Below are 17,632 nucleotides of genomic sequence, written 5' to 3' on the forward strand. Positions count from 1 at the left end.
CAGCGAAGCCTCGAAGGATCGAGGGCAGGCGCGCTGTGCGTTTCCCCTCGCCCTTCGCTCCTTCGACAAGCTCAGGATGATGCGCCGTCTTTGACGGCCTCTCAGGATGAGGGGAAAAGGGAACCTGGATCTGCTGACGGCTTCGCTAAAAAACATCATGCTCTAATTCCCCAGCCGTTCGAGCAGGGCCGGGACATGGACCTGATCGGACTTGTAATTGCCGGTGAGCATATACATCACGATGTTGACGCCGCCGCGAATCGCATAGATGCGCTGCATCGGGTCGTTTGGCACGGTGGGGAGCAGGGGATTGCCCTGATCGTCTACGGCCCATGCGCCCGCCAGATCATTGGCGGTGATCATGATCGGCGTCACGCCGTCGCCGGTTCTGACCGGGCGGTCACGCGGCGAGGCATTGGGTGCGGTCGCTTCCACCCAGAGCGGGCTTCCCTCATAGCGGCCCGGAAAATCCGGCATGATGAAAAAGGATTTCGTCAGGACATGATCATCCGGCACCGGTTCGAGCGGTGGCACATTCATGTCGTCCAGAATGGCGCGCAGGCGCTGGTTGGCGGGTGAGACCGACGGATCGAGGCTCGCGCCCGACTGCAACTGGTCGCGCGTGTCGAACAGGACCGTCCCGCCCTGCTGCATATAGGCATCCACCCTGGCGATGGCTTCCGGGCTCGGCATCGGTGCATTCGGATCAATCGGCCAATAGATCAGCGGATAGAAGGCCAGTTCATCCTTGGATGGATCGACGCCGATCGGGTCGCCCGGTTCCAGCGCGGTCTTGTCGGTCAGTGCAAAGGTCAAACCTTTCAGTCCGGCCTTGCTGATATTGTCGGTCTCGGCGCTGCCGGTGATGATATAGGCAAGATGGGTCTGCGAAACCGAGCCGATGATCGCCTCATCGCCGGGCTTGCTGTCGTCATGAATTTGTGGCGGCTGCGGCGAGGGTGCTTGCGCAAAGGCGCGGTCATGACCGGCAGACAGGACAGCAAGACTGCCTGCGAGGAGCAAAGCAATCCCCGCCGTTTTGGCACGCACCTTCATGCGGCGGCGGAATGCGCCGCGCAGCCAGAGCATCAGCAGTGAATCGAGCGCCAGAAGCATGGCGGCGGCGGCAAAGAACGGGCCTGCCAGCGATATCGACTGATCTGCCGTATAAGAGACAGGCGTGACGCCGACCGACAGCGTCGGCTGCTTGATCGGCTCCAGCTTGGTGTTGCTGTCGGCAAAAATATTAAGTGCTTTCAAACCGTCCTCATTGCCGTAAAAACCGGGCGGCGTGTTGATGCTGACACTGGCTTGCTTATTGCGCTCGACGATCAGCGGCTTGGCTTCCGAGGTCGGCGGCGTCAGCGCACCGGCAGCCGAAAGCAGCTGGAACGGCGGCAGCGAAACGGCATCCTGATTGCCCTGCGCGCCGGTGCGCTGCGACAGAGACACGATGCGGCGGAGCATTTCCACGAAGGAGCCGGAAATCGGCAAACTCGACCAGGTGGCGTCCGGCGCGATATGGAACAGCACGATATTGCCACGCCCGCGCTGCTGGCCTGTCACCAGCGGGGTGCCGTCCTGAAGGATGGCATACGCCTTGTCGTTGAGGTCGAAGGACGGTTCGGCAAGCACCTGTCGGTTGACGTTGACATCTTCGGGGATTGGCAGCCCGGCAAACGGACCCTTTTCCGGAAAGGCGCGCAGCTGTTGCGGTTCAGACCAGGACAAGGTGCCGCCAAGCGCGCGCTCGCCCTTGCGCAGCCGCACCGGCAGCAACGTATCGTTGTCGCTCGCGCCCGCCAGACGCGGACCGGCAAAGCGCACCAGCGTACCGCCTTCTTCCACCCATGCAGAAATCTGCTCGGCGACCGGCTGCGGCAAGGTGCCGATATCGGCCATGATGAGAATGGACGGCTTGGCATCCAGCAATTCCGGCACCGACTGAAGCAGATCGGCGGAACGTGGCTCGATCAGATTGGCGTAGGGCGACAATGCGCGCTTGATATAATGCAGTGGTGACAGAAGCGGCTGCGCGACATCGCCGTCGCCGCTGGCAATCAGGCCGATGGTGCGGCGCTCGGACCCAGCGTCGATCAGATGGGTGGCACCCGCCTGTTCGATACCATCAATGCGGATGAGGCGGAAATCATTGCGCAATTCGACCGGCAGGTTGAAGCGCGCCGTGCCTTCGGCGCTGCCCAGCGCAAAGGACAGCGGTGCTTCGGCGATGCGGCGGCCCTTGTCGTCATAGGCGGCAGCCGTCAAGCTGCGCGGCATGGTCACGCCTTCCGGGCGGATGGCGATGGCTTCGAGGCTGTCGGCCTTGTTGTCGATGCCGGTCAGTGCAAGGGTGCGACCGAGATCGGCACCATACCAAAGGACGCTCGCCAGATGGCCGGTCTTGTCCAGCGCGGCAAAGGTTTCGCTGTCGGCCGCGGTCGCCAGCCCGTCATTCATGAAGGCAAGGCGCACTTTCTGGCCATCAGACAGGGGGGATGCCAGCCGTTCCATCGTCGCCTTGCGGTCAACGGGGATCGGGCGTGGCTGCATGGCCTGCAAACGTTCCGTGGCGCGGGTGCCGTCATAGGGGCCGATTTCCGCATTGGCCGGCTCGGCGGTGCCAAGGATGTAAATCTGCGCGTTGGCGCTTTCCGCGTCGTCGATCAGCTTTTCAGCGGCATTGACGCGATGCTGCCAGTCTTCGGCGGCGGCCCAGCCATTGTCTATCACGATGGCCAGCGGTTCATTGCCGGTCAGCGCGACTGGACGCGGGTTCCAGATCGGCGCTGCCAGCGCCATGATCACGAGTGCGGCGATCAAAAGGCGCAGAAGTGTCATCCACCACGGGCTTTTGGAAGGGACTTCCTCGCGCTTGAAAACCTGCGCCAGAATGCGCAGCGGCGGGAAGGTTTCCTCCTGCGGGCGCGGCGGCGTCATGCGCAGCAGCCACCAGATCACCGGCAGGGCAACCAGACCGGCGAGGATCAGCGGTGAGCCGAAGGCGAGCGGCAGAAAATTCATGCGCCAGCCCCCGTTGCGCTTAATGCATGATGCAGACGCGCAAGGGCTTCCGCCGCCGGACGGTCGGTGCGATGCACAGAATAGCTCCAGCCGAGCCGCTTGCAGAAGCCCGACAAGGTTTCGCGCCGGGCCGTGTAAAGACGGCGATAATCCTCGGCATAGGTTTCGGCGCGACCGGCAACCAGCGTTGCACCCGTCTCGGGATCGCGAAATTCGGTGCGCCCGGAATAGGGAAAGGTTTCTTCTGCAGGGTCGGCGACTTCGACCAGATGCGCACGCACGCCGCGTTTCGCAAGGCGGTCGAGAAGTTCTGTCAGTTCATCGAACGGGTGCAGGAAATCGGAGACAAGAACGACTTCCGAAAAACGGCGGATCTGCGCGATATCCGGCAATACGCTTACAGGCGCTTCATGCATGAGCGCGCCGGCAAGACGTTCTGCGCCGTTGCGGGCGGCAAAAGGCGGGATCAGCGCTGGAAAAGCAATGCGTTCGCCGGAACGCGACAGGATTTCCGCCAGCGCCAGCGTTAGCACTAACGCGCGGGCTTCCTTGGAAACAGGCGACATCTGCGAGCGATAGAGCATGGAGGGCGAGAAATCGCACCACAGCCAAACCGTATGCGCTGATTCCCATTCGCGGTCGCGCACATAGGTATGATCGTCACGGGCGGAACGCCGCCAGTCGATACGCGAAAGCTGCTCGCCCTGCACATAGGGGCGAAATTGCCAGAAGTTCTCACCGGGACCGCGTTTGCGCCGTCCATGCCAGCCATTCATGACGGTATTGACGACACGCTGCGCTTCGACCAGCAGATCGGGGATCGCTGCTGCCCGCGCACTTGCACGGGCCAGCGTATCCTTGCGATCTGCGGTGGAAACTTGCGTGCCGATCACCATCAGACGGCGGCCTTTACCAGATTGGCGATGACATCGCGGATATGCATGCCATCGGCGCGGGCGGCGAAATTGAGCGCCATACGGTGTTGCAGCACCGGCTCGGCGAGCGCCTTCACATCGTCCACCGAAGGGGCGAGGCGGCCATCATAAAGCGCACGGGCGCGGGCGCAGAGCATCAGCGCCTGGCTGGCGCGGGGGCCGGGACCCCAGGCGATATGCTGCTTCGCATGATCGTTGTCGGCATCCGGGCGCGCCGAACGCACCAGTTTCAGGATCGCCTCGACCACGCTTTCCGAAACCGGCATGCGGCGCACCAATGTCTGCATCTGCTTCAATCGTTCCGCATCGAGAATCTCATAAGGCTTTGCCTCAGCGACGCCGGTGGTTTCAAGAAGAATGCGGCGCTCGGCTTCCAGTTCCGGATAGAGAATGTCGATCTGCATCAGGAAGCGGTCGAGCTGGGCTTCCGGCAGGGGATAGGTGCCTTCCTGTTCCAGCGGGTTCTGCGTTGCCAGAACGTGGAACGGCGCGGGCAGATCATAGCGCTGGCCTGCGACCGTGACGTGATATTCCTGCATGGCCTGCAATAGCGCGGACTGGGTGCGCGGGGAGGCGCGGTTGATTTCGTCGGCCATCAGCAGTTGGGCGAAAATCGGCCCCTTGAGATAGCGGAACGAACGGCGCCCGTCGGCGTCCTGCTCCATGACTTCAGACCCGATAATGTCGGATGGCATCAGATCAGGCGTGAACTGGATGCGCTGGCCGGAGAGACCGAGCACCACGCCCAGCGTTTCCACCAGCTTGGTCTTGGCAAGGCCGGGTACGCCGACCAGAAGCGCATGACCGCCAGCCAGAATGGCGACGAGCGTGCGCTCGATCACACTTTCTTGTCCGAAGATGACGGTGCCGACGCCTTCCTTGATGCGCGCAATATCTGCGAGCGCCCGTTCGGCTTCCGCAACAATCTGCTCGGAATTGGCGGTTTCAGGCGTGATGACGACGCTCATGGTGACCTCGCAATGTGTAACCGCTTTGGCGGAAGTGCCTTGGTGTCTTATCTAAAAGTCGCCATTCACGGCCTGACGCTTTTTGATTCAGACACCTATAAATCGCATATAGTGCTGACAAGCCGTCAAACGGTGACTATTTCATGACTTCCATCATATTAAGCACATTCGAACAGGAATAACCGAGTCGGATGACAAAGAGCACCCCTATAGGCAAAGTTGCGCCGCAAAACGCGCTGCAAGGTGCCGGGACGACGGGCGGTCTGGAAGCCCTGATTGCACGCGCGCATGCTGATGCGCAAAGCGGACCGTCAACGAAAGAGCGCGGCATTCCGCCCGTCGAGCGCTGGAATCCCGATTTCTGCGGCGATCTCGACATGGAAATCAAGGCCGATGGCACTTGGTTTTACATGGGCACGCCGATCGGTCGCAAACAGCTGGTGCGGCTGTTCTCCACCGTGCTGCGCAAGGACGCGGACGGCAAGACCTATCTCGTCACGCCGGTGGAAAAGGTCGGCATCAGGGTTGAAGATGCGCCATTCATTGCCGTTGAAATGCAGGTTTCCGGTGAAGACCCGGCACAGACACTGACATTCCGCACCAATGTGGGCGACGTGGTGGAAGTCGATGCCGAGCATCCGTTGCGATTTGTCGTTGAAGAAGCAAGCGGCGGGCTGAAACCTTATGTGCTGATCCGCGGGCGTCTGGAAGCGCTGGTGACGCGCTCGGTCATGTATGATCTGGTCGCGCTTGGCGAGGAAATCGAGATGGACGGTGTGGCCTTGTTTGCCGTGCGATCCGGCGGGGCGATATTCCCGATCATGCCTGCCGATGCGCTGGAGGCTGCCCTAAAATGATGGAGCGCGGCTTGCATTCCCTTTCGGCGTTTTCCGCCGGTGATTTTGCCGAGCGCGTTCGCAGCTGGCAGCCGGATCACAGTGACATTACCGGCGATCACGCGCTGAACCCGGAATTCGAGCAGGCCATGGTCACCGCAAAGATGCGCGATGCGGCGGTGCTGGTGCCGGTGGTGGATCGCGGTCCCGGTGCGACGGTGCTTCTCACCCAGCGCACCGATCGTTTGCGACAACATTCGGGCCAGATCGCCTTTCCGGGCGGCGCCATCGACCCGGAAGACGGCACGGCGGAACATGCAGCGCTGCGCGAAGCCAACGAGGAAATCGGGCTCGCAGCCGAGCGTGCCGAAATCATCGGCAATCTGCCGCGTTATCTGACCGGCAGCGGTTTTTCGATCACGCCGGTTCTGGCTGTGGTCAGAACCCCGTTCGACCTGCATCCGAACCCGGATGAGGTGGCCGATATTTTCGAGGTGCCATTGTCTTTCCTGATGAATCCGGCCAATCACCGGCGCGAAAGCAGGATACTCAACGGCAAGGAACGCTTTTATTACGCCATGCCCTATAACGAGCGATTCATCTGGGGAATTACCGCCGGGATCATTCGCGGACTTTATGAAAGGCTCTACGTTTGAGCGACAGTGTGAACATTGCCGACACGGCGCCCTGGTTGAAGTCGAAGTCTTTGCAGGCGCTGTTCAAGGCCTTGAACCGTGATGGCGGGGAAGCGCGTGTGGTTGGCGGTGCGGTGCGCAACACGCTGCTTGGAACCGCCGTCAGCGACGTCGATCTTGCCACCACGCATGTGCCGCAGGAAACAATCCGGCTGGCCGAGGAAGCGGGGTTCAAACCTGTCCCGACCGGCATCGAGCATGGCACCATCACCGTTGTCGCGCATGGACATGCCTATGAAGTGACGACATTGCGCAAGGATGTCGAGACCGATGGTCGCCATGCCAAGGTTGCCTTCGGGACCGACTGGAAAGCCGATGCCGAGCGGCGCGATTTCACCATCAATGCGCTCTACGCCACCGCTGACGGCACGATCATCGATCATGTCGGCGGACTTGCCGATATCGAAACCCGGACGCTGCGTTTCATCGGCGATGCGGAACAGCGCATCCGCGAGGACTATCTGCGCATCCTGCGTTTTTTCCGCTTCTTTGCCTGGTACGGTTCCGGGCGACCGGAGGCTGACGGTCTGCGCGCCAGCGCAAGGCTGAAGGACGGTATCAGCCAGCTTTCCGCTGAGCGCGTATGGTCGGAATTGAAGAAACTCCTGTCGGCTCCCGATCCGTCGCGCGCCCTTTTGTGGATGCGGCAAGGCGGCGTCTTGAACCTTGTTTTGCCTGAAAGCGAAAAATGGGGCATCGACGCCATACACGGCCTCGTGCGTTCCGAAGGCGATCTTGGCTGGTCCGCTGATCCGCTGCTGCGGCTTGAAAGCATCGTGCCACCGGACGCCGTGCGCATGGAAGAAATGGGCAAGCGCCTCAAAATGTCCAATGCAGAGCGGGCGCGGCTCGAAGCATGGGCGCGGGCCGATGCCGTCAAGCCAGAGCTTTCCGAGCAGGCCTTGAAGAAGGTCGTCTATCGCGGCAGTAAGCAGGCGGTGGTGGACCGGATCAAGCTTGGTTATGCGGCGGCGCGGGCCGATGCGGCAGGCAGCGACGATGCCATGATCCGCGCCGGCGGCTTTTCGCGTTTGCTGGAAACGGCGGAGAAATATGAAGCCCCGGTCTTTCCCGTGACGGGGAGTGATCTTCTGGCGCTCGGCGTGAAAAAAGGCCCCGGTCTCGGACAGGCGCTGCGGTCGCTCGAAACTTTCTGGATCGACTCCGGTTTTAGCCTTGACCGTGCAGCGCTTCTGGAGAAACTTGATCGCGATAAAATGAACAGCTGACCGCTTGTTTGCAAAATTCAGCCGTAGTTTCATCAGTTTATGGCTGGGAATCTTTTCAGCGCCGATATTGAAAGAGCATGAAATGTCCAATCCCGATACATCGATCCAAGATAAGGCAGCCTCTGATCCGAAACAGAAATTCGGCACTGAAGGTCTGGCCGCAATGGACCGCCCGAGCAAGATCACCCGGTTTTTCATGGGGATCGTTTCCTGGGCCGAAGGTCTCAATCTGAAATATGCCAAGCTCGGCAATCCACCGGTCTATGACAATGCGACCTTCCCCTGGGCGGCGGAGATCGAAAAGGAATGGCCAGCCATCCGCAAGGAACTGGACACGATCCTGCTGCGCCAGAGCGAGCTTCCGTCCTTTCAGGATATTTCAACCGACGTGAAGACGATTTCGACCGATAATCGCTGGAAGACCTTCTTCCTGCTCGGTTTCGGCGTGAAATCGGAACAGAACATCAAGACCTGCCCGGAAACCTGGCGCATCGTGAACAAGATTCCGGGCCTGACCACGGCGATGTTCTCGATCTTCGAACCGGGCAAGCATCTGCCGCCGCATCGTGGGCCGTATAATGGCGTGCTGCGCCTGCATCTCGGCCTCATCGTTCCGGAGCCGAACGACAAGCTCGCCATTCGCGTGGACAAGCAGGTCTGCCATTGGCATGAGGGCAAGGTTCTCATTTTCGACGATGCTTACGAGCATGAAGCCTGGAACCACACTGACAAGACCCGCGTGGTGCTGTTTGTCGACTTCGTGAAGCCGCTGAAATTCCCGGCCCGTTTCGTCAACTGGTGCCTGATGAACCTCGCCATCTTCACGCCCTTCATCAAGGAAGGACTGGACAACCACAATGAGTGGGAAAAGAAGTTCTATGCGGAAGCCGAAAAGCTCCGCAACCAGCCAAAAGCCTGATCGGGTTTGACTTTCGCCCCGTGCGATCTTACATGCGGGTCAGAGGGCCGACCGGCCCTTTGACCTATCCACCTCTGAAAGAGGAATTGTTGATGCTGGAGATTGTTGGAAGCCTTTAATCGTTCCGGACAAGGACTGCATGACAGGCGCTGATTGCGTCTGATCGGCAGATGTTCAGGGACGGGAACGGCATTGGCCGTGGATAGCCATACGCTGTCTGCGCGCGCTGGTGCTTGTCATGGTTTCCATCCAGGCATGAACAACAATGAATATCTCACGTATTGAACAGCGCGTGTTACACGTGCTGGCGCAAGGTGGCCATATCCGCCACTTGCGCGAAGACGGACGCGTCTGCAACATAGAATGCTATACCCGTGAGGGTTACCTGCTCGCCGATTGTACAATGGCTGTGTTCCAGCAATTGCGGCGCAAAAGGCTGATCGAATCCCGATCAGGCAGTCCCTATCGCATTTCGCTGAAAGGGCGCGAAAACGTTCGCGCCCAGCTCAATAACCGTTGAGGGAGCGCGTCATGTATCTTCGCAAGGAAAAGCCCGATGATAGTGCTGCAATCCGTCAGCTGACGGATGAGGCGTTCAGCAAGGTTCCTTATAGCAACCAGCGGGAGGGGGAGATCGTCGATGCGCTTCGCGCGGCCTCCGCGCTCACCTTGTCGCTGGTTGCCGTGGACGGGGATGCTGTCCTCGGCCATGTGGCCTTTTCGCCGGTTCTGATCGGAGGCGAGGACAAAAGCTGGTATGCGCTTGGCCCCATCTCGGTTCAGCCCGAAAGGCAAGGCGAGGGGATTGGCGGGGCGCTCGTCCGTGAAGGTCTCGCCTTGTTGCGGGCCGACGGTGCAAAGGGATGTGTTCTGGTGGGCGATCCTGGCTATTACAGACGGTTCGGTTTCAAAGCCGATGCGCGGCTGAAAATGCCGGATGTGCCCGCAGAATATGTGCAATGTCTGGCCTTCGGGCCGGACATGCCGCAAGGCGATATCACCCATCACCCCGCTTTTGGCATATAAGAAAGGGCCGGTTATCCGGCCCTTTCCTTTTGGTTCATGTGCTGGAAATGCTTTAAGGCCATTTCACAACGGGGGGCATAGACGACAGAATGGAGTTCACATTGCCGCCGGTCTTGAGGCCGAAGATCGTACCGCGATCATAGAGCAGGTTGAACTCGACATAGCGGCCACGGCGCACGAGTTGCTCGTCACGGTCAGCCTGCGTCCAGTCCTGATTGAAGTTCTGGCGCACAAGATGCGGATAGACGACGGAAAAACCGCGTCCCACATCCCGCGTATAGGCGAAATCGGCGTCCCAACCGCCTTTCTCATCCGACGAATGCAGCCAGTCATAGAAGATGCCGCCGGTGCCGCGCGGTTCATTGCGATGCGGCAGGAAGAAATACTCGTCGCACCAGTCCTTCACGCGCTGGTAGTCGACGACATTCTTGTGCTTTTCGCAGATGAAGCGGAACGCCTTATGGAAAGCGAGCGTGTCGGCATCTTCCTGCGTGCGCCGGCGGTCGAGAACCGGGGTCAGGTCGGCACCGCCGCCAAACCACTGGCGGCTCGTCACGACCATGCGCGTGTTCATGTGAACGGCTGGCACATGCGGGTTTTGCGGATGCGCGATCAGCGAGATGCCGCTTGCCCAATAACGCGGGTCTTCTTCCGCGCCGGGGATTTGCTTGCGGAATTCCGGCGAGAATTCGCCATAGACGGTGGACACGTGAACGCCGACTTTTTCAAAAACGCGCCCGTGCATGATCGACATGACACCGCCGCCGCCCTTGCCTTCTTCCTTCAGCCAGGGCGTGCGCACGAAGCGGCCGGGCTCACGGTCGGACAGGGGGCCTTGCAGCTCGTCTTCAAGTTGTTCAAAACTTGCGCAGATGCGGTCGCGCAGTTCTTCGAACCAGCGTTGCGCCGCCTGCTTCTTTTCCTCGATATCGTGGGGGATGATCGCAGGAATTTCATCGCGTTGCATTTGTTATTTCCTCTCGGCGCAATCTGCCGGATCGCTGCGTGCAGCCAAGGTTAAATGGCAAGGTGAAATAGACTTTGCTATATCCGTTGGCTTAGCAAGTTCCGTCGGTCTCGCATAGGGCGAAGCGGGACTTCGCTGCCGTCGCAAAATCGCTCTCCCCAAGAAAAGACTCGTCTTTGTAAAATCGCTACCCTATCTTTTGTGGTCAAGGGGCTGGAAGTGTGTGTTTCCAGCCAGCCGGGAGGCAATCGCATGACAGCAGCACCGCCCCGTCCTCCGCTCGAAGGCTTGCGCAAGCAGCTTGAGAAGAGCCGCGCCGAAAAGAACCGGATGCCGCGCGACGGCTTCATCCGCGAAACCTTCACCCTGCCGCGTCAGGCAGCACGCGACAAAGCGCGGGAATGGTTCGACACATTTCCGAAATCCGCATACTGGACCGAGATTGAAAGCTGGTGCGAACGGCCCGACGACGTGATCGAATTCACCATGCGCCGCCTGCCAACTGCAGATTGAAGATCTGAATCAATATCTTCCGCCAAGTGCTTGAAACCGGATTCAGATTTGCTCCCAATAAAAAGGCACCCGATGTTTGATGCATCGGGTGCCTTTGATTTGAATCGTTATACCGTTACGGACCTTATTGCGCAGCGGTTTGCGGTGCTTTTTCCCAGGCATCCCACTTGCCGATGATGCTGTCTGCATAGGCCTTGCCGACGCGGTAAGCATTCGTGGTCGCCAGCGGGAAACCGCCCGACTTCGCGCCCAGGGATTCGATTGCTGTCTGGTCCTTGCCCTGCCGGTCGAAGTTGGATGACGTGCGCAGCACGGCGATGCGGCTGAAATCCAGCTTGCCCGCATCGGCAGCGCGCTTGAGCGCCGTCAGCGTGGCATTGTCTTCCATTTGCGAGGTACAGTAATCCGCCTTGCCGTCGGTCAGGAGCTTGGCCCATGCGCTCACCGCTTCGCCGAGCTTTGCGCCATGCCAGTAGGTATCGGCCGAGGCCGTGTCGCAAATGCTGACTTTCGGCGCGCCGGTGGCGGCTTCCTGCGTGTAATGCTTGCGATATGCCTTCGCATCGTCGCCATCGAGAAGCGCGACATCCTTCGTTGTGGCCAAAGCATAATCGGCAAGCTTGCCGTTCAGTTCGAAGACTTCCGTGCCTGCGCCCCATTTGGCCTTTTCGCCGGGCTTGGCCGTGCCGAGACCGAAGAAATCCGTGCTCCAGCCTTCGGGCGCTTCGCGGATATCGATGCGGTGGCTCAGATTGGCGTCGATGACATATTTCGCCCAATGGGCCGAACCGAGCGTGCCGTGCTGCGGATCGACGCCCGCAATGCCAGCAATCAGGAAATAGGTATGGCTGAGATCGAGCTTGTCGCTGAGCGCCATGGCCGTCGTCGAGCTTGCAGCATTGGCAAAGCCCATGGCCGTCGTCATGTGGCAAAGGCCCTCAGCGGTACAGTCCACTTCCGGATATTCAGGGCTCAAGCCGGGCAGCTTGATCTTCTGCGTGAAGTTTTCACCTTCCAGCCACGGCTTGGCTTCTTCACCGAACATGGTGATGACCATCACCTTCGGCGCAACGCGCTCGACGTCTTTGGCAAAGGCCGGTGCGGTGGCGAGCAGGGAAAGAGTGGAAGCCGCGAGAACGGCGGTGCGTGCAGACAGTTTCATGGAATGAAGCGCGCCTTTCGAACCGGAAACGGGGGACAATGCGTGGCGATCCGGTCAATCCGCGACGCATGTTGAGAGCAATTCGAGTATTGATTCCGCCAAGACGCCTAAGGTCTTGAGCTAGAATCACTTTCACTTCTCATCTGGCGCAGAGCTTCCCCTGCCGTCATGGCGACCGAAACTGCAAGATTGAGGGAGCGGGTGCCGGAAACCATCGGGATCAGCAGGCGCGCATCGGCGCTGTTGTGGACTGCATCCGGCACACCGGACGATTCACGCCCGAACAGGAGAATATCGTTCGCCTGAAAACGGTAGTCGGTATAGGGGATTGCGGCCTTGGTCGAGAGCAGTACGATGCGGCGGCCTGCCTGTTTGCGCCAGTCTTCGAAGTGGTGCCAGTCGGCATGTCGCGTCAGTGCGGCCTGCGCCAGATAATCCATGCCCGATCGCTTCAGCGAGCGGTCGGAAACGTCGAAACCGGCAGGCTCAATCAGGTCCACGGCAAAGCCGAGACATGCGGCCATGCGCAGTATCGTTCCCGTGTTGCCGGGAATGTCGGGCTGGTAGAGGGCGACGCGCAGATCCATATGAAGCGGGTAACGCGAAACGCCCGTCATCGCAAGACTGCATATCGGGCGCGGTTCATGCGTCAACATCTGTATGAGGATGAACTTTAAAGAACCGGTCGGATTGCAAAATATTCATGTTTTGTTCCGAACAAGTATTGGCAATTGCTTAATGTCCGCCTAAAAGGAGCGCCATGTTTAAGTGGTTCGAACATCGGCTCAACGCCTATCCAGATGATGCCCCGCAGGAACCTCCGCGCGGTCTGGTCGCGTTTTGCCTCTATTACACCCGCGGCGCCTGGCCGTGGATCATCGGCATGGCGATCTTCACCACCCTGATCGCCATTATCGAGGTTTCCCTGTTTGCCTTCATGGGCAATATCGTGGATTGGCTTTCTCACCAGTCGCGCGAAACGTTTCTAAGCAATGAAGGCTGGCGGCTGGCATTGATTGCCGGGGTGGTTCTGGTCGGCCTGCCGGGCGTGGTGCTGGTGCATTCGCTGGTGATCCATCAGACGCTGCTCGGCAATTATCCGATGCGCGTGCGCTGGCTGATGCATCGTTACCTGATCCGACAGTCGATGTCGTTTTTTCAGGACGAATTTGCCGGGCGCATTTCAACCAAGCTGATGCAGACCGCTCTTGCCGTGCGCGAGACGGTGATGAAGCTGCTTGACGTTTTGAACTATGTCATCGTCTATTTCGCGGGCACGCTGTTCATCGCAGCCGCCGCCGATCTGCGACTGATGATCCCGTTCGTCGTCTGGCTCGTGGTCTATCTCATGTTGCTGCGCTTCTTCATTCCGCGCCTGCGGGTGGTTTCGGAAGAGCAGGCTGATGCGCGCTCGACGATGACGGGCCGCATTGTCGACAGCTATACCAATATCGCGACCGTGAAGCTGTTCTCGCATTCGAGCCGCGAGGAATCCTATGTGCGCGAAAGCCTCGATGGTTTCCTCGGCACGGTGCATCGCCAGATGCGTCTGGTGACCATGTTCCACTTCACACTCTATGTGTCGAACTGCCTTCTGCTCTTCGCGGTCGGCGTGATCGGCATCGGCCTGTGGATGAACGAAGCCGTGACGGTGGGTGCGGTGGCGGTCAGCATCGGTCTGGTGCTGCGCCTCAACGGCATGTCGCAGTGGATCATGTGGGAAATGTCGGCGCTGTTTGAAAATATCGGCACGGTGGAAGACGGCATCACCACGATTGCGCGCGCGCATGAAGTGGTGGATGTGCCCAATGCTCCGGCCCTGCAGGTGACCAAGGGCGAGCTGGATTTCGACAAGGTCGGCTTCCATTACGGCAAGGGCAAGGGCGTTCTGGAAAACCTGACGCTGAACATCCCCGCCGGACAGAAAGTCGGTCTGGTCGGTCGCTCCGGCGCGGGCAAGTCCACGCTGGTCAATCTGCTGCTGCGCTTCTACGATCTGGAGAAGGGGCGCATCCTGATTGATGGTCAGGACATTTCAAAAGTGTCGCAGGATTCGCTGCGCGCCAATATCGGCATGGTCACGCAGGATACTTCGCTTCTGCACCGCACGGTGCGCGAAAACATTATGTATGGCAGGCCCGACGCCACCGAGGAAATGTTGCAGCAGGCGATCCGGCTTGCGCAGGCAGACCAGTTCGTTCCGCTCCTTACCGATCCGAAGGGACGGCGCGGGCTGGAAGCGCATGTCGGCGAGCGCGGCGTCAAGCTGTCCGGCGGACAGCGTCAGCGTATCGCTATTGCGCGTGTGATGCTCAAGGATGCGCCGATCCTCATTCTCGACGAGGCGACATCCGCGCTCGATTCGGAAGTGGAAGCGGCCATTCAGGACAGCCTCAATACGCTGATGGAAGGCAAGACGGTTATCGCCATCGCGCATCGTCTTTCCACTATCGCCGCGCTTGATCGCCTGATCGTCATGGACAAGGGGCGGATCGTCGAAGACGGCACGCATGAGGAACTTGTTGCGCTCGGCGGCATTTATGCAAGTCTATGGGCGCGTCAATCCGGCGGGTTCCTTGGCTTCGAAGACAATTCCGAGGATGCGCTGGTCAAGTAAGGAAAAACGCTATTGATGAAAGCGGTCTACAGCCTGTTCGAACGTTGGGTTGATCCCTTCCGCGAACCGGACAATCTCAGACCGCCTTCAACCACAATGGCTTTCCTCTGGCATTACGCGCGCCAGGCGAAATGGCCGCTTTTGGCCGCACTTGCCGCTGGCGGTCTTCTGCCGCTGGTGGAAGCGGGGCTGTTTTATTTCACCGGACGTCTGGTCGATATTCTGGATCAGGCTGGCAAAGGCGGCATAGAGCGCAGCTGGTCGGCGTTGATCGAGGCCGCCGGGCCTGAGCTTCTCTTCATGGGGTTCACGGTTCTGGTGATCCGGTTGATCGTCACCGCTGCAACGACCCTGCTGGACGACCAGACCATGTCGCCCGGCTTCTACAACATGATCCGCTGGCAGGCGAATTCCTATGTGCTGCGCCAGTCCTATGCCTTCTTCCAGAATGATTTTGCCGGACGTATCGCCACAAAAGTCTGGCAGGCCGGGCAGGCGGCGGGCGACCTGATCGAAAGTCTCATTCAGGTCGTCTGGTTCATGGCGATCTACAGCGTCACCACGCTTTTTCTGGTCGGGCGGCTCGATTGGCGGCTTGCCGCCGCCGTCATTGTCTGGATCATCGCTTTCGGCTTCATCGCATGGCGCTATCTGCCGCGCATCCGCAAGAATGCCGAAGCCTCCGCCGAAGCGGGGTCGATGATCAACGGGCGGATTGTCGACAGCTATTCCAATATCGAGACCATCAAGCTCAACACGGCGGATGATGACGAGCGCTATCTGCGCGACGGCTTCGAACGCTATCTTGCGGCGATCCTGCCGTTCATGCGGTCGCTGACCGGCGTGCGCCTGTCGCTGACGGCTTTGTCGGGCCTGATGATCGTGACAGTTGCGGCCATCGCCATCGATCTCTGGACGCAAGATGCCATCACGGTTGGTCAGGTGTCGTTCACGCTCGGTCTGGTGCTGCGTCTCAACATGCTGCTTGGACGCCTCATGATGCAGCTCAATGGCATGTTGCGCCAGTTGGGGCTGATCGAAAACTCAATGCGCCTTGTCTCCGCGCCGCTCGGTCTCGAAGACCGGCCCGGCGCAAAACCGCTGGTGGTTCGCGATGCCCGCATCGACGTGCGCGACGTGACCTTCCATTACGGCAAGGGTGCTGGCGTTCTGCAGAACATCAATTTGACTGTGCGGGGCGGCGAGCGTGTGGGGCTGGTCGGCCATTCCGGCGCGGGCAAGACCACGCTCGTCAATCTTATCCTGCGGCTTTACGATGTGGAAAAGGGCACCATCACCGTGGATGGGCAGGACATACGCGATGTCACGCAGAATTCGCTGCGCCGGGCCTTTGCCGTGGTCAGCCAGCAAACCGCACTTTTACATCGTTCCTTGCGCGATAATATCATGCTGGCTCGTGACGATGCCACCGATGAAGAATTGCTAAAGGCGGCCCGGCAGGCGGAAGCGGACGGCTTCATCGCCAAGCTGGAAGATTTTCAGGGCCGCAAGTCCTTCGATGCTTTCGTGGGCGAACGCGGCGTCAAACTATCGGGCGGCCAGCGTCAGCGCATCGCCATTGCCCGCGCCATTCTCAAGGACGCACCGATTCTCATTCTCGATGAGGCGACCTCGGCACTCGATTCGGATGTGGAAGCCTCGATACAGGAGAATCTTAAGCTACTCATGGAAGGCAAGACGGTGATTGCCATTGCACATCGTCTTTCGACCATTGCCGCACTCGACCGTCTGGTGGTCATAGACGCTTGCCGGATCGTCGAGGAAGGCACACATGAGGAATTGATCGCCCAAGGCGGCATCTATGCCGGGCTCTGGGCGCGCCAGTCTGGCGGGTTTCTTGGAGAGAACCACGAAAACTAAAAACTTCCGGTCATCTCCGGTCATCCGGGCAGGTCTTTGGCCCTGACCGCAGCTTTGCTGTGTATCCGTCAAATTAATCAAGCAAATCCGCCTGCGACATCGTGCCGTCATAAGGGGTTGGTGTCTGGACAAGCGTTTTTTACGCGCATAAACCGGATAGTGAGATGGAGGGAATTTCGTCCTGCGAGCACTTGCGGGATAACTTTTGCGCAGGTGCAAAAGCGGACGAGGGGAGAGTTCAATTGAACATGCAGATCAAAAGGGAGTTGGCACGTGAGCGCACACGACACGGCTGAGCCGACACGGCGTGATTTTCTCTATATTGCGACGGGAATGGCCGGTGTGGTCGGTGTTGGCGGACTGGCATGGCCGTTTATCGACCAGATGCGTCCAGACGCTTCGACACTCGCAGCCGCTTCCATCGAAGTCGACGTTTCTTCTCTTGCAGAAGGCGCGTCCCTGACCGTCAAATGGCGCGGCAAGCCGGTATTCATCCGCAACCGTTCCGCCAAGGAAGTGGAAGAAGGCAAGAGCGCGGCTCTCGGTGACCTGAAGGACCCGATCGCCCGCAACGCAAACCTTCCATCGGATGCGCAGGCAACCGACGTTGCCCGTTCGGCAGGCGAAGGCAAGGAAAACTGGCTCATCATGATCGGCGTATGCACGCATCTCGGCTGCGTACCGCTCGGTGAGTCCGGTTCTTTCGGCGGCTGGTTCTGCCCATGCCATGGCTCGACCTATGACACTGCGGGTCGTATCCGCAGCGGCCCGGCACCGGAAAACATGCACATCCCGCAATATGCGTTCACTTCCGATACGGTCATCAGGATCGGCTAAAACAGGTCTTGGGGAGAGAAGAC

16 protein-coding genes are annotated in these 17,632 nt (G+C 59.5%); 10 read left to right on the top strand and 6 right to left on the bottom strand.

Going from position 1 to position 17,632, the window contains the following annotated elements:
• Positions 1 to 162: 162 nt before the first annotated feature.
• From WIX40_RS17520 to WIX40_RS17530, 3 genes are read right to left on the bottom strand one after another with little or no spacing between them, the layout of a single operon-like run.
• Positions 163 to 3,024, bottom strand: a complete 2,862-nt coding sequence (locus WIX40_RS17520) for a DUF4159 domain-containing protein (RefSeq protein WP_339440882.1) — start codon at positions 3,022 to 3,024, stop codon at positions 163 to 165.
• Positions 3,021 to 3,920 carry a DUF58 domain-containing protein gene (locus WIX40_RS17525; protein ID WP_339440883.1) on the bottom strand — a complete coding sequence of 300 codons (900 nt, stop codon included), beginning with the start codon at positions 3,918 to 3,920 and terminating at the stop codon, positions 3,021 to 3,023. Before WIX40_RS17525 ends, WIX40_RS17520 begins: the two co-directional genes overlap by 4 nt.
• Positions 3,920 to 4,927 (bottom strand): AAA family ATPase, encoded by a 1,008-nt coding sequence (locus WIX40_RS17530; RefSeq protein ID WP_339440885.1) that lies wholly within the window; start codon positions 4,925 to 4,927, stop codon positions 3,920 to 3,922. Before WIX40_RS17530 ends, WIX40_RS17525 begins: the two co-directional genes overlap by 1 nt.
• A 191-nt stretch (positions 4,928 to 5,118) precedes the next feature.
• Between WIX40_RS17530 and WIX40_RS17535 the strand changes: the two genes are divergently transcribed.
• The 6 genes from WIX40_RS17535 to WIX40_RS17560 all read left to right on the top strand — a co-directional run bounded on the left by WIX40_RS17535 (position 5,119) and on the right by WIX40_RS17560 (position 9,632).
• Complete coding sequence (locus WIX40_RS17535) at positions 5,119 to 5,784, top strand: DUF1285 domain-containing protein (protein ID WP_339440887.1); 666 nt, start codon at positions 5,119 to 5,121, stop codon at positions 5,782 to 5,784.
• Positions 5,784 to 6,419 (top strand): CoA pyrophosphatase, encoded by a 636-nt coding sequence (locus WIX40_RS17540; RefSeq protein ID WP_339441078.1) that lies wholly within the window; start codon positions 5,784 to 5,786, stop codon positions 6,417 to 6,419. Before WIX40_RS17535 ends, WIX40_RS17540 begins: the two co-directional genes overlap by 1 nt.
• Positions 6,416 to 7,687: a CCA tRNA nucleotidyltransferase gene (locus WIX40_RS17545; RefSeq protein ID WP_339440889.1), complete on the top strand. Its 1,272-nt coding sequence runs from the start codon at positions 6,416 to 6,418 to the stop codon at positions 7,685 to 7,687. The genes WIX40_RS17540 and WIX40_RS17545 overlap by 4 nt, the downstream gene beginning before the upstream one ends.
• 82 nt (positions 7,688 to 7,769) lie before the next feature.
• Positions 7,770 to 8,606, top strand: coding sequence for an ornithine lipid ester-linked acyl 2-hydroxylase OlsC (olsC, locus tag WIX40_RS17550; protein WP_121536644.1), 837 nt, complete (start codon positions 7,770 to 7,772; stop codon positions 8,604 to 8,606).
• Between the two features lie 265 nt (positions 8,607 to 8,871).
• Positions 8,872 to 9,126, top strand: a complete 255-nt coding sequence (locus tag WIX40_RS17555; protein WP_109369511.1) for a YjhX family toxin — start codon at positions 8,872 to 8,874, stop codon at positions 9,124 to 9,126.
• 11 nt (positions 9,127 to 9,137) lie between these two features.
• On the top strand, positions 9,138 to 9,632 hold the full coding sequence (locus WIX40_RS17560; protein WP_109369510.1) for a GNAT family N-acetyltransferase: 495 nt from the start codon (positions 9,138 to 9,140) through the stop codon (positions 9,630 to 9,632).
• Between the two features lie 52 nt (positions 9,633 to 9,684).
• Here WIX40_RS17560 and hemF read toward each other — a convergent pair whose 3' ends face one another.
• Positions 9,685 to 10,599, bottom strand: a complete 915-nt coding sequence (hemF, locus tag WIX40_RS17565) for an oxygen-dependent coproporphyrinogen oxidase (protein ID WP_121536516.1) — start codon at positions 10,597 to 10,599, stop codon at positions 9,685 to 9,687.
• A gap of 252 nt (positions 10,600 to 10,851) precedes the next feature.
• On the opposite strand from hemF, the gene WIX40_RS17570 reads away from it, so the two are divergent.
• Positions 10,852 to 11,112, top strand: coding sequence for a hypothetical protein (locus WIX40_RS17570; RefSeq protein WP_109369508.1), 261 nt, complete (start codon positions 10,852 to 10,854; stop codon positions 11,110 to 11,112).
• A gap of 124 nt (positions 11,113 to 11,236) precedes the next feature.
• Here WIX40_RS17570 and WIX40_RS17575 read toward each other — a convergent pair whose 3' ends face one another.
• Entirely contained in the window at positions 11,237 to 12,274 is a 1,038-nt protein-coding gene (locus tag WIX40_RS17575) for a purine-nucleoside phosphorylase (RefSeq protein WP_339440891.1), read from the bottom strand.
• Positions 12,275 to 12,381: 107 nt separating this feature from the next.
• Entirely contained in the window at positions 12,382 to 12,861 is a 480-nt protein-coding gene (locus WIX40_RS17580; RefSeq protein ID WP_109370276.1) for a tRNA (cytidine(34)-2'-O)-methyltransferase, read from the bottom strand.
• Positions 12,862 to 13,034: 173 nt separating this feature from the next.
• Between WIX40_RS17580 and WIX40_RS17585 the strand changes: the two genes are divergently transcribed.
• The 3 genes from WIX40_RS17585 to petA all read left to right on the top strand — a co-directional run bounded on the left by WIX40_RS17585 (position 13,035) and on the right by petA (position 17,609).
• On the top strand, positions 13,035 to 14,891 hold the full coding sequence (locus tag WIX40_RS17585) for an ABC transporter ATP-binding protein (RefSeq protein WP_109369507.1): 1,857 nt from the start codon (positions 13,035 to 13,037) through the stop codon (positions 14,889 to 14,891).
• 15 nt (positions 14,892 to 14,906) lie between these two features.
• On the top strand, positions 14,907 to 16,772 hold the full coding sequence (locus WIX40_RS17590; protein ID WP_339440892.1) for an ABC transporter ATP-binding protein: 1,866 nt from the start codon (positions 14,907 to 14,909) through the stop codon (positions 16,770 to 16,772).
• 273 nt (positions 16,773 to 17,045) lie between these two features.
• Positions 17,046 to 17,609, top strand: a complete 564-nt coding sequence (petA, locus tag WIX40_RS17595; RefSeq protein WP_109369505.1) for a ubiquinol-cytochrome c reductase iron-sulfur subunit — start codon at positions 17,046 to 17,048, stop codon at positions 17,607 to 17,609.
• Positions 17,610 to 17,632: the final 23 nt, after the last annotated feature.

The sequence above is a fragment of the Ochrobactrum teleogrylli genome, from assembly GCF_037482325.1.
Taxonomy (GTDB): Bacteria; Pseudomonadota; Alphaproteobacteria; order Rhizobiales; family Rhizobiaceae; genus Brucella; species Brucella teleogrylli.

Excerpts from the sequence above, each read along its gene's own strand:
- WIX40_RS17520 (WP_339440882.1), bottom strand. The coding sequence starts at position 3,024 with ATGAATTTTCTGCCGCTCGCCTTCGGCTCACCGCTGATCCTCGCCGGT.
- WIX40_RS17525 (WP_339440883.1), bottom strand. The coding sequence starts at position 3,920 with ATGGTGATCGGCACGCAAGTTTCCACCGCAGATCGCAAGGATACGCTG.
- WIX40_RS17530 (WP_339440885.1), bottom strand. The coding sequence starts at position 4,927 with ATGAGCGTCGTCATCACGCCTGAAACCGCCAATTCCGAGCAGATTGTT.
- WIX40_RS17535 (WP_339440887.1), top strand. The coding sequence starts at position 5,119 with ATGACAAAGAGCACCCCTATAGGCAAAGTTGCGCCGCAAAACGCGCTG.
- WIX40_RS17540 (WP_339441078.1), top strand. The coding sequence starts at position 5,784 with ATGGAGCGCGGCTTGCATTCCCTTTCGGCGTTTTCCGCCGGTGATTTT.
- olsC (WP_121536644.1), top strand. The coding sequence starts at position 7,770 with ATGTCCAATCCCGATACATCGATCCAAGATAAGGCAGCCTCTGATCCG.
- WIX40_RS17555 (WP_109369511.1), top strand. The coding sequence starts at position 8,872 with ATGAATATCTCACGTATTGAACAGCGCGTGTTACACGTGCTGGCGCAA.
- WIX40_RS17560 (WP_109369510.1), top strand. The coding sequence starts at position 9,138 with ATGTATCTTCGCAAGGAAAAGCCCGATGATAGTGCTGCAATCCGTCAG.
- hemF (WP_121536516.1), bottom strand. The coding sequence starts at position 10,599 with ATGCAACGCGATGAAATTCCTGCGATCATCCCCCACGATATCGAGGAA.
- WIX40_RS17570 (WP_109369508.1), top strand. The coding sequence starts at position 10,852 with ATGACAGCAGCACCGCCCCGTCCTCCGCTCGAAGGCTTGCGCAAGCAG.
- WIX40_RS17575 (WP_339440891.1), bottom strand. The coding sequence starts at position 12,274 with ATGAAACTGTCTGCACGCACCGCCGTTCTCGCGGCTTCCACTCTTTCC.
- WIX40_RS17580 (WP_109370276.1), bottom strand. The coding sequence starts at position 12,861 with ATGGATCTGCGCGTCGCCCTCTACCAGCCCGACATTCCCGGCAACACG.
- WIX40_RS17585 (WP_109369507.1), top strand. The coding sequence starts at position 13,035 with ATGTTTAAGTGGTTCGAACATCGGCTCAACGCCTATCCAGATGATGCC.
- WIX40_RS17590 (WP_339440892.1), top strand. The coding sequence starts at position 14,907 with ATGAAAGCGGTCTACAGCCTGTTCGAACGTTGGGTTGATCCCTTCCGC.